18 protein-coding genes are annotated in these 14,290 nt (G+C 62.5%); 7 read left to right on the top strand and 11 right to left on the bottom strand.

From position 1 onward, the window contains the following. The first annotated feature begins 1 nt into the window (after position 1). The gene (locus A9D13_RS05620) at positions 2–493 is read left to right on the top strand and encodes a demethoxyubiquinone hydroxylase family protein (protein WP_082922181.1); all 492 of its coding nucleotides are present in this window, start codon (positions 2–4) and stop codon (positions 491–493) included. 58 nt (positions 494–551) lie between these two features. Here A9D13_RS05620 and A9D13_RS05615 read toward each other — a convergent pair whose 3' ends face one another. The 7 genes from A9D13_RS05615 to A9D13_RS05585 form a co-directional block, all read right to left on the bottom strand. After that, positions 552–1,022 (bottom strand): GNAT family N-acetyltransferase, encoded by a 471-nt coding sequence (locus tag A9D13_RS05615; protein ID WP_066771263.1) that lies wholly within the window; start codon positions 1,020–1,022, stop codon positions 552–554. A 10-nt stretch (positions 1,023–1,032) separates the two neighbouring features. Beyond that, positions 1,033–1,443 carry a MerR family transcriptional regulator gene (locus A9D13_RS05610; protein ID WP_066771260.1) on the bottom strand — a complete coding sequence of 137 codons (411 nt, stop codon included), beginning with the start codon at positions 1,441–1,443 and terminating at the stop codon, positions 1,033–1,035. An 89-nt stretch (positions 1,444–1,532) separates the two neighbouring features. After that, complete coding sequence (locus A9D13_RS05605) at positions 1,533–1,829, bottom strand: integration host factor subunit alpha (protein WP_066771258.1); 297 nt, start codon at positions 1,827–1,829, stop codon at positions 1,533–1,535. Positions 1,830–2,124: 295 nt separating this feature from the next. Beyond that, entirely contained in the window at positions 2,125–3,120 is a 996-nt protein-coding gene (locus A9D13_RS05600; RefSeq protein WP_066771820.1) for a beta-ketoacyl-ACP synthase III, read from the bottom strand. 14 nt (positions 3,121–3,134) lie between these two features. Next, positions 3,135–4,238: a phosphate acyltransferase PlsX gene (gene plsX / locus A9D13_RS05595; protein WP_066771256.1), complete on the bottom strand. Its 1,104-nt coding sequence runs from the start codon at positions 4,236–4,238 to the stop codon at positions 3,135–3,137. Between the two features lie 24 nt (positions 4,239–4,262). Next, complete coding sequence (gene rpmF / locus A9D13_RS05590; protein ID WP_066771253.1) at positions 4,263–4,442, bottom strand: 50S ribosomal protein L32; 180 nt, start codon at positions 4,440–4,442, stop codon at positions 4,263–4,265. 172 nt (positions 4,443–4,614) lie between these two features. Continuing rightward, positions 4,615–5,259 (bottom strand): MBL fold metallo-hydrolase, encoded by a 645-nt coding sequence (locus A9D13_RS05585; protein ID WP_066771818.1) that lies wholly within the window; start codon positions 5,257–5,259, stop codon positions 4,615–4,617. A 119-nt stretch (positions 5,260–5,378) separates the two neighbouring features. On the opposite strand from A9D13_RS05585, the gene A9D13_RS05580 reads away from it, so the two are divergent. Both A9D13_RS05580 and A9D13_RS05575 read left to right on the top strand, forming a co-directional pair. After that, complete coding sequence (locus tag A9D13_RS05580) at positions 5,379–5,834, top strand: GNAT family N-acetyltransferase (RefSeq protein WP_066771251.1); 456 nt, start codon at positions 5,379–5,381, stop codon at positions 5,832–5,834. A 113-nt stretch (positions 5,835–5,947) separates the two neighbouring features. Then, positions 5,948–7,105: an acyltransferase family protein gene (locus tag A9D13_RS05575; RefSeq protein WP_066771250.1), complete on the top strand. Its 1,158-nt coding sequence runs from the start codon at positions 5,948–5,950 to the stop codon at positions 7,103–7,105. 35 nt (positions 7,106–7,140) lie between these two features. On the opposite strand, the gene A9D13_RS05570 is transcribed toward A9D13_RS05575, so the two are convergent. Beyond that, on the bottom strand, positions 7,141–7,845 hold the full coding sequence (locus A9D13_RS05570) for a S24 family peptidase (RefSeq protein ID WP_066771248.1): 705 nt from the start codon (positions 7,843–7,845) through the stop codon (positions 7,141–7,143). Between the two features lie 111 nt (positions 7,846–7,956). On the opposite strand from A9D13_RS05570, the gene A9D13_RS05565 reads away from it, so the two are divergent. Together A9D13_RS05565 and A9D13_RS05560 are read left to right on the top strand one after the other, a co-directional pair. Continuing rightward, a complete protein-coding gene (locus tag A9D13_RS05565) occupies positions 7,957–8,148 on the top strand; it encodes a hypothetical protein (protein WP_066771245.1) in 192 nt (63 codons plus the stop codon). After that, entirely contained in the window at positions 8,138–8,530 is a 393-nt protein-coding gene (locus A9D13_RS05560) for a hypothetical protein (RefSeq protein ID WP_229665379.1), read from the top strand. The genes A9D13_RS05565 and A9D13_RS05560 overlap by 11 nt, the downstream gene beginning before the upstream one ends. 54 nt (positions 8,531–8,584) lie before the next feature. Here the strand turns inward: A9D13_RS05560 and cysS are convergent, their stop codons facing one another. Continuing rightward, positions 8,585–10,075: a cysteine--tRNA ligase gene (cysS, locus tag A9D13_RS05555; RefSeq protein ID WP_066771242.1), complete on the bottom strand. Its 1,491-nt coding sequence runs from the start codon at positions 10,073–10,075 to the stop codon at positions 8,585–8,587. Between the two features lie 389 nt (positions 10,076–10,464). On the opposite strand from cysS, the gene A9D13_RS05550 reads away from it, so the two are divergent. Continuing rightward, positions 10,465–10,971 (top strand): hypothetical protein, encoded by a 507-nt coding sequence (locus A9D13_RS05550; RefSeq protein ID WP_156521934.1) that lies wholly within the window; start codon positions 10,465–10,467, stop codon positions 10,969–10,971. A 123-nt stretch (positions 10,972–11,094) separates the two neighbouring features. Here A9D13_RS05550 and cobT read toward each other — a convergent pair whose 3' ends face one another. Beyond that, positions 11,095–12,912: a cobaltochelatase subunit CobT gene (cobT, locus tag A9D13_RS05545; protein WP_066771234.1), complete on the bottom strand. Its 1,818-nt coding sequence runs from the start codon at positions 12,910–12,912 to the stop codon at positions 11,095–11,097. 9 nt (positions 12,913–12,921) lie between these two features. After that, positions 12,922–13,575: a fructose-6-phosphate aldolase gene (fsa, locus tag A9D13_RS05540; protein WP_066771232.1), complete on the bottom strand. Its 654-nt coding sequence runs from the start codon at positions 13,573–13,575 to the stop codon at positions 12,922–12,924. A 59-nt stretch (positions 13,576–13,634) separates the two neighbouring features. Here fsa and A9D13_RS05535 point away from each other — a divergent pair, with 59 nt between their 5' ends. Beyond that, positions 13,635–14,288 (top strand): DUF2490 domain-containing protein, encoded by a 654-nt coding sequence (locus A9D13_RS05535; RefSeq protein WP_066771230.1) that lies wholly within the window; start codon positions 13,635–13,637, stop codon positions 14,286–14,288. Positions 14,289–14,290 lie beyond the last annotated feature (2 nt).

Below are 14,290 nucleotides of genomic sequence, written 5' to 3'. Positions count from 1 at the left end.
CATGAAAATCGACCATGCCGGCGAGCATGAGGCCGTTTCAATCTATCGCGCGCAGCGACTGGTGGCACGCTGGCGGGCTCCGGCCATGCTGGACGAGATCGAGGAATTTAGCGCCCATGAAACACGCCACCGCGCGCTTTTCGCGCGCCAGCTGGCGATACGCGGCAAAGCTCGCTGCCGCAGCTACCACCTGTGCGGACTTGGCGGAACGATGCTGGGCCTTATGACCGGGCTGATGGGCGCAAGAGCCATCGCTGCCACGACCGTCGCCATCGAAAGCGTGGTCACCGCGCATCTGGAGGCGCAGCTGACCGCTATCGGTTCGACCGACAGAGAGGCAACCGCCGCCATCCGCGACATCATCGCGGAAGAGCAGGAGCATCTGCACCGTTCGGAACAGGCGCTGGGAACCGCGAGGCGGCTTGACCGCCTTATGCTGCGTATCGTGTCGCTGTCGACCGAGACGGTGATCTGGCTGGGCATGCGGCTCTGATCTGACATGGCAGGCCATGGGCGGCGGTTCATGCAGCTTTGCGGATCTGCCGGTACAATCAACTGTCGACGCAGTCGATCATGCCCAGTTCGCGATAGAGGCTTTCGGCACGCATATTGTCATGCCGGACCTTGAGCGAGAATTCCTTCATGCCTCTCAGCCGGAATAGCCGCATGGCGCGTAGCACCATGGCGCGACCGATGCCTTTGCTACGCCAGGCTCTGGCGACGGCGATGTCCTTCAGAAAACCGCTCGACCAGCAATGCGCGATGGCCACGACCGTGCCTTTATCATCAATCGCGACGAGCATGGCGGTCGGATCATATTCGCTGTCGCCGGTCAGCCCGCTCCACCATCGGGCGAAATCGGCCACCTCGCCGCCGCCATGGCAATAGGCGTCGACCAGCACGGCATGGGCGGCGCGGGCGTGGCTCTTATCGAAAGGAACGACCCTGATCCCATCGGGATATTCGGGTTCGCGGACAGGCCGTGTCAGGTCTCGCACCAGCCGCTTGGCAGGATCGGGCACAGGCCTCGCCTCAGACCAAGACCTCGGCCAGCGTTTCGCGCAGAGCCTTCAACTGTTCGACCAGATCGCCCTCTGGGCCACGCGTAATCGCAGGCGCGGGCGCATGGCTGGGCGCGGCAACGGCTTGCTCCTCGTCGGCCTGCCCGGTCCTGATGGCGCGCACGGCACCCTTGATCGTATAGCCTTCGCGGTTGAGCAGGCGGTCGATCGTCTGGAGCAGCGAAATGTCTTCGGGGCGGTAATAGCGGCGCTGTCCGCTGCGCTTGACCGGCTTCAGCATCGGGAACTGCTCTTCCCAATAGCGCAGCACGTGCGGCTTTATGGCAAGCGCACCAGCCACCTCGCCAATGGTGCGAAAGGCGTTCTCGTCCTTGCCGTCGTTGAAAAGACCTGTCGTGGCCGTCACCTCAAGCTCTCCCATGCGAGTCCATTTCCGCTATTCAAGCGAAGCATGGCGTACAAGGTCTTAAGGGTGGCTGACCAGCCCGCAATGACGCAGCGCAGCGCAGGTCAGATACCGCTGACCTTGTCCTTGAGCATCTTGCTGGCGCGGAAGGTCATCACGCGGCGCGGCGTGATCGGAACCTCGACCCCGGTCTTGGGATTGCGGCCCACGCGCTCGCCCTTGTCGCGCAGCAGGAAAGTGCCAAAGCCTGAAATCTTCACATTCTCGCCATCGGTCATCGCTTCGCACATGTGACCGAGAATGCTTTCCACGATATTGAGCGATTCAGCACGGCTCAGCCCCACCTTGCGATGGATCGTTTCGGCAAGATCTGCCCTCGTCAGCGTACCCACTGATCGCATGTCCAACATTCCCCTATTCCCCCTCGGCAGACTAAGGCGACCCGAGTTGCGTGGGACGAAGTATCACACAGCGACCGCAGCGATCCAACCGAAAACGGGACTGGTGAGCCACTTAACAGGGGTTTTTCGGGGTATTTCGGCAGGAAAATGCCGTACTGCAGAACCTATCAAAAGAAATGAACGGCAATTCAGTTTCAGCTAAAACCGCTTTCCCGAATCCGGTCCGGCGATTCACATTTGGAATCAAGCTAAACGCCGTAACAATTCAATAAACACCGCGTTGATATTACGGCATTCACAGCCTCAGAAGGCATGCACCCCAGGTAAAGCCGCCGCCCATCGCTTCCAGCATCACGAGCTGGCCCGGCTGGATTCGCCCGTCCCTGACCGCTACATCCAATGCAAGCGGTACGCTGGCAGCTGACGTGTTGGCATGCTCGCCCACGGTCTTCACCACCTTCTCTGCCGGCAGGCCCAGCTTTTTCGCTGTGGCGTCGAGGATGCGGGCATTGGCCTGATGCGGCACGACCCAGTCGAGCTGATCGGCGGCGATGCCAGCCTCTTCCATCACTTCCCTCAGCACATCGGCAAGGTTGGTCACGGCGTGGCGGAATACCTCGCGTCCCTTCATCCTGAGCTTGCCGACGGTGCCGGTGGTGGATGGACCGCCATCGACATAGAGCAGTTCGTTATGCGCGCCATCGGTGTGCAGGCGGCTGGCGATCACGCCGGGGGCCGCAGCCATCTCGCCTGCCGGGAAATCGCGCGCTTCCAGAATAACGGCACCCGCGCCATCGCCGAACAAGACACAGGTTCCGCGATCCTCCCAGTCGAGAATGCGGCTGAAGGTTTCGGACCCGATGACGAGCGCGCACTGACGGCCATTGGCCGGCGCGCCAGCAGGCGTCTTCAATAACGCATCGGCAGTGGCCATCGCGTAAAGAAAGCCCGAGCAGACCGCGGCCACGTCGAACGCAAAGGCGTTTTTCGCACCGATCAGGTCCTGCACCTTGCTGGCGCTGGAAGGGAAAGTCTGGTCCGGCGTCGCAGTGGCGAGCACGATGACCGAGATATCGGCAGCGGTGATGCCAGCCGCCTCGATCGCCTTTTTCGCGGCGTCGGCGGCAAGGGTTGCGGTGGTCTCCCCCTCACCCGCGAGATGGCGCGCGCCTATGCCGGTGCGTTCCTGGATCCATTCGTCGCTGGTGTCGATGGTCTCGGCCAGTTCCGCGTTGGAAACGCGGCGAGCCGGAAGGGCGGATCCGGTGCCGATCAGGCAGCTGCGGCGGATGGTCGCGGCCCCTGTCACGCGCCCTCTGCTCCGGCACCTTCGGCAGATGCGGGTGTTTTGCCCGCAGTCGTATTCGTCGAATTCTTCACAGGTCCACCATAGCCGCTTTCCGCGAGGTCCGCCTTGATTCGTTCGATCAGGTCTTCTTCCAGCATGCGCGCCGTAACGGCAACCGCATTGGCAACGCCCTTGGCATTGGCGCTGCCGTGGCTTTTCACCACCACGCCGTTAAGGCCAAGGAATACCGCGCCATTATGGTTGTTGGGGTCGAGATGATGCTTCAGCAATTCGGTCGCGGGGCGCGAGACGAGGAAGCCGATCTTCGAGCGGAGCGACGACTGGAACGCGTCTTTCAAAAGGTCGGTCACGAAACGCGCCGCACCCTCGACCGCTTTCAGCGCGATATTACCCGAAAAACCGTCGGTTACGACGACGTCGGCACTGCCGCGCGACAATTTGTCGGCCTCGATGAAGCCGCCGAAGCTGAAGGCCAGCTGTTCCTGCGCGGCGCGCAACTGTTCGGCCGCGTCGCGGATCGATTCGGTGCCCTTGATCTCTTCGGTGCCGATATTGAGCAGCCGCACCGTCGGTTCGGGCAGGCTGGTCGCGATGCGCGAATAGGCCGCGCCCATGATCGCGAACTGCACCAGGTTGCGGGCATCGCATTCGGTATTGGCGCCAAGGTCGAGCATGACGAGATCGGTGTCGCCCATCGTCGGCAGCAGCGCCGCCAGCGCGGGCCGGTCAATGCCGGGCATGGTGCGCAGACTGAGCTTGGCCATCGCCATCAGCGCACCGGTATTGCCCGACGACACCGCGGCCCCCGCCTCACCCTTCTTCACGGCATCGATCGCCATGCCCATCGACGTACGACGGGCACGGCGCAGCGCCTGAGTGGGCTTTTCGTCACCGGAGACGGTTTCGGGTGCGTGGAGAATCTCCGACGCACCACGCATGTTGGGATGAGAATCGAGGGCGGACTTGATCCGCTCCTCATCGCCCACCAGCAGGAACTTGAAGCGGTCGTGACGGCGACGGGCAAGCGCCGCGCCTTCGATCATCACGCGCACGCCTTCGTCCCCGCCCATCGCATCAATGGCGATACGCGGCAGGCTCATCCTTCCCTCCGATCGGTCGGTTGCTTAGAGACCGACCGCAACAATCTCACGGCCATTATAGTGGCCGCATGCGTCGCACAGATTGTGCGGGCGCTTCAATTCGCCGCAGTTCGAGCATTCGTGGAACGCTGCGGGCTTCAGTGCATCATGCGAACGGCGGTTGCCACGGCGATGCGGGGATACTTTTCTTTTCGGAACAGCCATTTCGGCACCTGCTTAAATGATCGATCAAAATGTTCGGGGTCGCCCTAGGCCAAGCGGCGGCGGACGACAAGGCCCACCGGCATGCAAGACGCAAGTTTGCGGCGAAGGCGCGCCCTTTAGCGATTCTGTGACGAAAAGCAAGGGCGGGATGACCCGTGGGTCACCTCGTCCACTACTGCTTCAACGCCATGTCGGCGACAAAAGGATTGGTCCGACGCTCATCCCCAAAGGTCGACACCGGCCCGTGCCCCGGCACAAAGGTGATGTCATCGCCCAGCGGCCAAAGCTTTTGCGTGATCGCGTCGATCAAGCTCTGGTGATCGCTCATGGGAAAATCGGTGCGGCCGATCGAGCCCTTGAACAAGACATCGCCGACGAATGCGAAACGGCTCGGCTGGTGGACGAATACGACGTGGCCGGGCGTGTGCCCCGGGCAATGCCCGACATCCAGTTCAAGCTCGCCCACGGTGACCTTGTCGCCATCATGCAGCCAGCGGGTAGGCTCGAAACTATGCGCAGGCACGCCCCAGCGGCCCGCATCATCGTCCAGCCGCGCGATCCAGAAGCGGTCGGCCTCCTGCGGCCCCTCGATGGGCACGTCCATCTCCTTCGCCAGTTCGCCCGCCATGCCGCAATGGTCGAGATGTCCATGGGTGATGAGGATCTTCTCAAGCTCCACACCCGCCTTCTCGATCCCGGCCTTCAGCTTGTCGAGATCGCCGCCCGGATCGACCAGCGCGGCCTTGTTCGTCTTTGTGCACCAGATCAGCGAACAGTTCTGCTGAAGCGGCGTCACCGGCAGGATCGCGGCGCGCATAGGTGGCTGCGATTGGGGGGCCTGTGTGTTCGTTTCGGTCATGCCATGGATGTGACCGCGCACCGCCCCGATTGCAAGCCGCATTGGCCGATCGCGGAGCCGGTGCTAGCCATCATCGCATGACAAGACTCCTGATCCGCGATGCGACCCTGGCCGACCTGCCCGCGATCATCGCACTGGGTGAGGATGACCCCGTCGCCGTGGCGCGCGACCCGGTGGCCGTGCCTGTCAGCGAGCACGAGGCGGCATTTGCGCTGATCGAGGCGGATCCGGGCGAAAGACTGCTTGTGGCCGAGATCGCAGGCACGGTGATCGGATCCTTCCAGCTAAGCTTCATCCCCGGCATCGCACGGCGCGGGACATGGCGCGGCATGATCGAATCGGTGCGCGTGACGCCCACGATGCAGGGGCGCGGCATCGGGCGGCTGATGATGCTGTGGGCGATCGACGCCTGCCGCGCCAAAGGCTGCCATACGGTGCAATTGACCAGCGCCACCAATCGGCCCGATGCGCATCGCTTTTACGAAAGGCTGGGCTTTCATCCCACGCACAGAGGCTACAAGCTGAAGCTGTGACGCGCCGAGGCGAGCGGCGCATTAACCTTTAACATTGCGCCCGGCCCGAAATCCGCCATCTAGATCCGATGGAGAGGACATCGACATCACCCGCAGCGGCCAGCGCGCCAGCCATGCAAAGCCCCGCGCGCGAACATTTCTGGGACACGCTGCGCGCGGTGCTGATGCTGCTGGGCATCCCCTATCACGTGGCGCTGTCTTACATGGTCGACCGGCAATGGATCGTGAAATCGGGTGAAGGCGTCCCCGGCTTTATCGAGCTTGCCCGCACCATCAGCCTGTTCCGCATGCCGGCGTTCTACCTGATCGCAGGCTATTTCGCGGCCATGCTGCTGGCGCGGCGCGCGCCGGGCACATGGCTGAAGGGGCGGTTCAAGCGGCTTGCCATTCCATTCGTTACTTCGATCATCGTGCTGGTGCCGATCCTCAACTGGTTCTGCGAGATTTCGAACCTGCCCTATAATCAGGCGGTGGCGAGCTGGATCGACAACAGCTCGAAATCGGGCGGGTATTGGATGCGGCATCTCTGGTTTATCGTGGTGCTATTGTATTTCTGCTGTTTCATCGCGTGGATCGCGCATCGCCACGCAGATTTCGGGCAAAGCCGCATGCCCGCATGGGCCGATCGGCTGATCGCCCGGCACATGGTGCCGGCGCTGCTGCTGATCGCGACTGTCGTGGGCGCGTGGGAAGCGGGCGCGGTCGAATATTTCTACATCTGGGGCCTCAACACCAATCTGATCCAGGAAATCCTGCGCGTCGATCAGCTGATCATCTATGCGCCATGGTTCGCGATGGGCGCTTTCCTGCAACGGAGCCATGACGCCACCCATCGGCTGACCCGCTATTCGCACACGGTGCTGGTGCTGGCCGTGATCGCGGTGATGCTGTCAGTGACGCTGCGCGAGCAGGTGCATCCGGCCATGGCGCGATTCATCGATACGTTCTCGGCGGTGCTGATCACACAATTGCTGATCAGCGCGGCGGCGCATCTGTTCGACCGTCCCATCCCGGTGGTGCAGCGCTTCACCTCGGCCAGCTTTGTGATCTACCTCTTCCACCTGCCGCTGATCTGCGGGCTGGTGTTCGCAGGGCAATATGTGGCCCTGCCCCCGTTGGTGAAGGCAATCGCGGTGATGGGGCTGACGCTGGCAATTTCCTATGGCGCATGGATCGTGATCGAAAGGAGCCGCCTGCTGGCCCTGCTGTTCGATGGCGGCATGCGCCCCGCCATGCTGGCCCGGCGAGAGGCTGCGCGCGCCGACGCCTGAGCGCGCTGATCGGGGGCCAGCCCCATCAGGGCGAGCTAGATCCGCCCGCCCTTCCAGACGACGCGGCCCAGCACCTCCACCTCCTCCAGCGGCACGCCCATGTCCGAAGGATAGGCACGATTGTCAGAGATCACTGAAGCCTGACCGGGGCCGAATTGCAGTCGCTTGACCTGAAGCACGCCGTCGCGGCGGATGACGTGGATACCGTCGCGCAGCCGACCGCCCGGATCGGAATCGGCACGCGCGACCAGGATCTCGTCACCATCGCGCAGGGTCGGCTCCATCGAATCGCCCGCCACCGTCAGCGCCGACAAGGCACCGGGGGTCAGCCCCAATTCACGTAGCCAGCCCGCCGCGAAGCGCAGATGCCCTGCCGGCGCATCATCCTCTGCCAGCGCGCCCGGCCCTGCAGATGCGCCCAGCGCGAGCCGCGGCACATCGACCCAATTTGCAACGCGCAAGGGGATATTAGGGATATTTCCTTCACGCTTTGGCGGATCATAGGAATTGTCCTGCGAATCAGGAGCACCCAGCTCCGCCTCCTCCACACCGAAGAACCGGGCGAGCGTCGCACGATCCGTCTCCTCCAGCTTGCGCGGGCTACCCTTACGAATAAACTGCTGCAAATAGCTGACATTCTTTCCCAATAGGCGAGAAAGCGCCGAGAGGGACACCCCCCTCCCCTCCGCCAGTTCGAGGAGGCGGATGCGCGTCGGATCATGCTTGAGATCATTAACCATGCCCGACTTCCTACATGAAAGATTTTTCCTAGACAAGTTGGATTTCCCCTGCGACCACAGGATTGTTCCTAGGCGAATCGGAAGCGCCAGAAAGCGAAAGAGGGAAGCGACGTGCTCATCCGCAGAATCGAGAAATTTCTGAGGCGGACCAATATGCCCGCCAGCCAGTTCGGCCGCCTGGCCGTACGTGACCCGCGCCTTGTCATGGACCTGCGCAATGGGCGTGAACCGCGCCGCCGCATGGTTCTACGGGTGGAACATTTCATGAACAAATACGAGATGGAGATGCTCGATGCACGCTGATTTCGATGCCACGGGCACCATGCGCAGCCCTTCCGCCACCGCCCCGCGCAGCCCTGCCCGCCCGCGATCCCGCCGGTCGACAGGTGAGAGGCTCGAAGAAGCGCTGATCACCCTGTCGGGCGGCTTGGGCAAGGTCACGATCCACCGCGAAATGCCCTGGGCCAGCGTGACCTTTTCCGGCACGCGGCACCGCGTCACGCTTTGCTACACGGGTGAAAGCGAGGTCGAGGCCGGCGAGTTCATGCTGGCCGAAGTCGAAGAGCACGAGTTCCGGATCCCCGGCCAGCTGGTCGCCGACGCACAGGTGGTCCGCGTCGGCCACGAGCTGATCCCCGATGCCAAGCTGCGGGTCGAGCTGGAACTGCTGCTGCTGGAGGACTGATCCCCCTCTCCAGCACCTGCCCGCTGCAGGGCCCTACTCCCCCACAAAAGCGGGTCAGGCAGCGGGCAATTTCCATTCCCAGCCAAGCGGGTCGCCATCCATGACCTCCACGCCCTTGGCGGCAAGTTCGTCACGCAGGCGGTCGGAAGCGGCGAAGTCCTTCTCGGCACGGGCCGCCTTGCGCTGCTCCATGGCCTCGGCGATCTCGCCCTCGGTCACGGTTGCATCCTTCGGACGGATACGCAGGTCCTCTCGCGCGATCAGCGGCAGGCCCAGCGCCGACATCATCGCCGCAACCAGAGCGCCCTTCTGCGCCTGATCCACCTTCTTCACCGCGACCGCCTCTTCCAGCACGGTCAGCGCGACCGCGGTGTTGAGATCGTCTGACACAGCGGCATCGAATTTCTCAAGCAGCGGCGCCAGCTTCTGATGGGTCACGATGGTCTGCGTGTCGGCCAGCACGGCACCGTCGGGCGCGGCATCGACGACATTGCGCGCCGCTGTCAGCAGGCGCTTCAACCGCACCAGCGCAGCGCCAAGACCGTCCCAGCTGAACTCCAGCTCGCTCCTGTAATGCGCCTGCAGGCACAGCAAGCGGTAAGCGAGCGGGTGATAGCCCTTGTCGATCAGCAGCTGCAGGCGGAGGAATTCGCCTGAAGATTTCGACATCTTGCCGCTGCGTTCGACCAGGAAATTATTGTGCATCCAGATGCGCGCGCCAGAATTGGCCGCTTCGGCCAAACTCATCGAGCCGGACCCTCCGCATTCGCAAAAGGCCTGGTTCTGCGCGATCTCATTTGGATGGTGGATTTCGCGGTGGTCGATGCCTCCGGTGTGGATGTCGAAGGGAAAGCCCAGCACCTCGCCGCTCATGACGGAGCATTCGAGATGCCAGCCCGGCGCGCCCTTGCCCCAGGGGGAATCCCATTCCATCTGCCGCGTCTCGCCCTCAGGCGTCTTGCGCCAGATCGCAAAGTCCTGCGGGTTGCGCTTGCCGTCGACCGCCTCGATGCGGCCCTCACCATCCTCCGTCACCGCGCGCGCCAGTCGCCCGTAATCAGCCACGGTCGACACGTCGAAATACAGGCCGCTGTCGAGTTCATAGCAATGCTTCGGCGCAATGCGTTCGGCAAAGGCGATCATCTTCTCGACATAGTCGGTCGCGATCGTCCATTCGGCCGGCTGGCGAATATTGAGCGCCTTGATGTCCGCCCAATAGGCCTGCGTGTAATGCTCGGCGATGTCCCAGATGGATTGCGAGCGGGCAGCCGCCATCTTCTCCATCTTGTCTTCGCCCTGATCGGCATCGTCGGTCAGGTGGCCGACATCGGTGATGTTGATGACATGGGTGAGCTTGTACCCCTTCCACGTCAGCACCCGGCCCAAGAGGTCTGCAAAGACATAGGCGCGCATGTTGCCGATATGCGGGTAGTTATAGACCGTCGGCCCGCAGCTATAGACACGCGCCTCTCCTGAATGAACGGGCACGAACGCTTCCGGCTGGCGGGTGAGCGAATTGAAAAGGGTCAGCGGCGCATCGGTCATGGCGCGCTGCCTTACGCCCCGACGCGGCTGGGTCAAGCCGGATGCTGCCTCCCCCTGCCATGCATGCAGCTGGAGCGAGTCGTCACGTGACGGGCGAAACCGCTCGGCAATTTTCTGCGAGAGCGAAGTGACGGCGACCGTCCCCCCCGGTACGAAACTTACCGAACGCGGGAATGTCATTTTCTAAACGAAGTAGAATCCCAAAGTATCAAACGTAACATTTGACATTATTAAATTTACCTTCACTATCAAGCTTACGGGGGTAAGGAATGAGTCATATCCCCTTTAAATAAAGCCGACCATCAACTGCTACCGTCAATTTGATTGGACTGCAAAAGCGGCGATGGCTTTTCTTGGCCGACTATCTTCGTGGAGAGAGGGATAGTCCAATGAAAAAGCTTCTATCTGTAACAATAGCGGCATCGCTTCTTGTGGTACCCGGCCAATTGCTGGCAAAGGACGATCAGGCACAGCCCATCGTGGTCGAACGCTCGATCACGGCGGAACAATGGTCCAAAGGCGTGACCACGCGGCTCGACCGGAATCTGCGCGTCATGGGCAGCCTGTCCAGCGCTGAGATGTCCGACGGCATCATCCAGATCCGTTTCGATGTCGTGGGAGGCGACGCGACCAATATTCGCATGGTTCGCTCAAGCGACAGGCCTTATCTCGACAGCCTTGCGCGGCTTTCCGTGAAAAGGCTGAAGGACCTGCCAAAGATCACCGGGTCGGACGAGCGCCAGCCTGTCCTTGCCAATATTATCGTCGCGCGCGATGTGCAGAGCTTTGACCGGCTTTCTGAAGAGCTTGCCTTGTCCGAAAGGGCGCGCATGGCATCGGGCGATCCGGCAGAGCATGCGGTGATCGCACTCAACATGGCTTCGCCTGCCGGCTGACCGGCGCGCGGAAAGGCAAGGACCCGCCCCGTTCAAACACCCCCCGTCATCAGACCGGGGCGGGCCTTTGCTGAAGTAATCCCTCGGCGCCCCGGACATTTCCGGGGCGTCATTTTTATGGGGTCAGTCGTTTTCGAAAAGCCCGGCAAGCTGTTCGATCATCGTGCCGCCCAACTGCTCGGCATCCATGATGGTCACGGCGCGCTTGTAATAGCGGGTGACGTCATGGCCGATGCCGATGGCGCATAGCTCCACCGGCGACTTCTTCTCGATCCACTCGATCACCTTGCGCAAATGCGCTTCCAGATAGCCGGCGGAATTCACCGACAGGGTGGAATCGTCGACCGGCGCGCCATCGGAAATCACCATCAGGATACGGCGATCCTCCGGCCGCGCGAGCAGGCGCGAATGCGCCCACATCAGCGCCTCGCCGTCGATATTTTCCTTCAGCAGCCCTTCGCGCATCATCAGGCCGAGATTGCGGCGCGCGCGGCGCCAAGGCTCGTCCGCCTGTTTATAGACGATGTGCCGCAGATCGTTGAGGCGACCGGGGTTTTCAGGCTTGCCTTTCGACAGCCATTGCTCCCGGCTCTGCCCGCCCTTCCAAGCGCGGGTGGTGAACCCAAGGATCTCGGTCTTCACGCCGCAGCGTTCCAGCGTGCGCGCCAGCACGTCGGCGCTGATTGCGGCGATAGAGATCGGGCGACCGCGCATAGAGCCGGAATTGTCGATCAGCAGGGTGACTACGGTGTCCTTGAACTCCTGGTCCCGCTCGATCTTGTAGCTGAGCGAAGAGCCGGGCGAGATGACCACGCGGGCCAGACGCGCCGCATCCAGCAGCCCTTCTTCCTGATCGAAATCCCAGCTGCGGTTCTGCTGCGCCATCAACCGGCGCTGCAGGCGATTGGCCAGCTTTGTCACCACGCCCTGCAGGCCTTTCAATTGCGCGTCGAGATAGGTGCGCAACCGCGTCAGCTCTTCCTCGTCGCACAGGTCGTGCGCGGCGATGATCTCGTCAAAATCGTCAGTGAAAGCCTTGTAGTCGAAATCGTCGGGTAGTTCGGTCCACGGGCGATTGGGGCGCACGGGCATCATGCCCTCTTCGTCGCCCTCGCCCGGATCGAAATCGCCATCGGCGTCGAATTCGCCCGAATCGTCGCTGTCGTCGCCCTCGCCTTCCTCGGGCTGGGTCGCGGCATCCATCGGCTGCTGCTTGTTTTCCGAAGGCTGCTCCTCGGGCGATTCCTCATCGTCCTCGCCGGTGCTTTCCTCGTCCTCGTCGCCCTCTTCCTCAGGCATCTGGGGGTCGATTTCGGTCTCCACCAGCTCCAGATGGCGCAGCATATCCAGCGTCATCTTCTGGAACGCGGTCTGGTCGGCCAGCTTTTCGGCAAGGCTTTCGAGATCGTCACCGATGGCCGCGCGGATTGCCTCGCGGCGCAGGGCCACCCCCGGCTCGGCGGCTGGCGGGATCGGCTGGCCGGTCAGCTGTTCGCGCAGCATCAGCGAAAGCGCGGTGGCAATGGGCACGTCCTCGGCCCGTTCGGCGCGCGTGATCGGATCGGTGGCCAGCCGCTTGTCCAGCGCCGCCGACAAATTCGCCTTGGTCCCCAGCATCGCATTGGCGCCAATGGCTTCCCATCGGACCTGCTCCACCATGTCATAGGCCTGCCGCGCCAGCGGGTCGGACGGACGATTGCGCCCATGCAGCCGCACATCGTGATGGCGCTGTTTCAGCGCAAAGCTGTCGGCGACGCCGCGCGCGATGGCGACGGGGCCTTCCTCCAGCTTGCGGCCCGGCATGGGGACGCGCACCGTGTTGCCGACCTGCGCGGGCACGTCGGAGGTCCAGTTGATCTCGATCTCGGCATCCTCGGCCACGGCGCGGGCCGTGCCGGTCAATGCATGACGAAACCTGTCGAGACGCGATTCCTCGGCCAAAACGGCTCCTTACAGGATCGACTGGCCGGTCGCGGCCCAGTCCTTCATGAAGCCCTCGATCCCCTTGTCGGTGAGGACATGATTGGCGAGCGCCTTGATTACCTTGGGCGGCATGGTCGCCACGTCGGCACCGATCTTCGCGCATTCCAGCACATGGGTGGCATGGCGCACGGATGCGGCAAGGATCTGCGTCTCGAACGCGTAATTGTCATAGATGATCCGAATGTCCTCGATCAGTTCGAGGCCATTGACGCCATTATCGTCATGCCGACCGATGAAGGGCGAAACAAAGGTCGCGCCAGCCTTGGCCGCGAGCAGCGCCTGATTGGCGGAGAAGCAGAGCGTGACATTGACCATGGTGCCGTCCTTGGTCAGCGCCTTGCAGGTCTTGAGCCCGTCGATGGTCAGCGGAACCTTGATGCAGACATTGTCCGCGATTTTGCGCAGGACTTCGGCTTCCTTCATCATCGTCTCATGGTCGAGAGCGACGACCTCGGCGCTGACGGGTCCATCGGTCAGACCGCAAATTTCCTTGGTGACTTCCATGAAATCGCGGCCCGATTTGGCGATCAGGCTGGGATTGGTGGTCACGCCATCCAGCAGGCCCGTCGATGCGAGATCGGCGATTTCTGCGGTGTCTGCGGTGTCTGCAAAGAATTTCATGCTGCGCTCGGTCCGTTTTGCTGGCTCGTGATTTCTGTGGGCCTGGCTAGAATCATGCGGTGAATCGCACATTCGCCATACTTGCGCTCCGCCTTGCCGCCACAGCCTGCGTTTTGCAACCGGCGAGCGCGCGGGCCGAAGAAGCGGAGACCCAGTTCTGGACCAGCATGGCGGGCGGCTTCCTGCTTGATCCGCAGACCCCGGTTTCGGTCGCGCTGACCACCCGCTTTCGCGAGGCGTCGAGCGGGAAGGATCAGACCCTGCTGCGGGCCAGCACGCAGCGCGTGCTTACCCGCAATGTTTCGACCGGCCTGCTGCTGTCTTACAACCGGACCAGCGGCAGCTATGAAGCGCGGCCATGGCAGCAATTCGCCGTGCGCTGGCATGGCGTGGTGTTGCGCACGCAGATGGAGGAGCGGCTGATCGAGGGCGCCGACCGCGCCGAATTGCGCATCCGCCCCCGCATCCAATATGGCACCCGGGTCGCCCGGCTCTATGTCGTTTCGTCCGCCGAATGGACCTATCGCATCCAGTCGCATCAGCGCGGCGATGACAGCGATCCTGCATATTGGCGCGTGTCGACCAGCGTGAGCAAACCCCTGTGGAACGGGTTCGAGGGTGCGGCCGGCTATATGGTGATGTACCGGCCGCGCCATGGAGAGCCCGACAGGATATCCCACATCCCGCAAATCACGATTTCGCGCCGGTTCTGACA

This window comes from Croceicoccus mobilis (assembly GCF_001661965.1).
In the GTDB taxonomy this organism is placed as follows: domain Bacteria; phylum Pseudomonadota; class Alphaproteobacteria; order Sphingomonadales; family Sphingomonadaceae; genus Croceicoccus; species Croceicoccus mobilis.
Note: the sequence above shows the minus strand (reverse complement) of the source record. Positions and strands in the feature narration are given on the sequence as shown.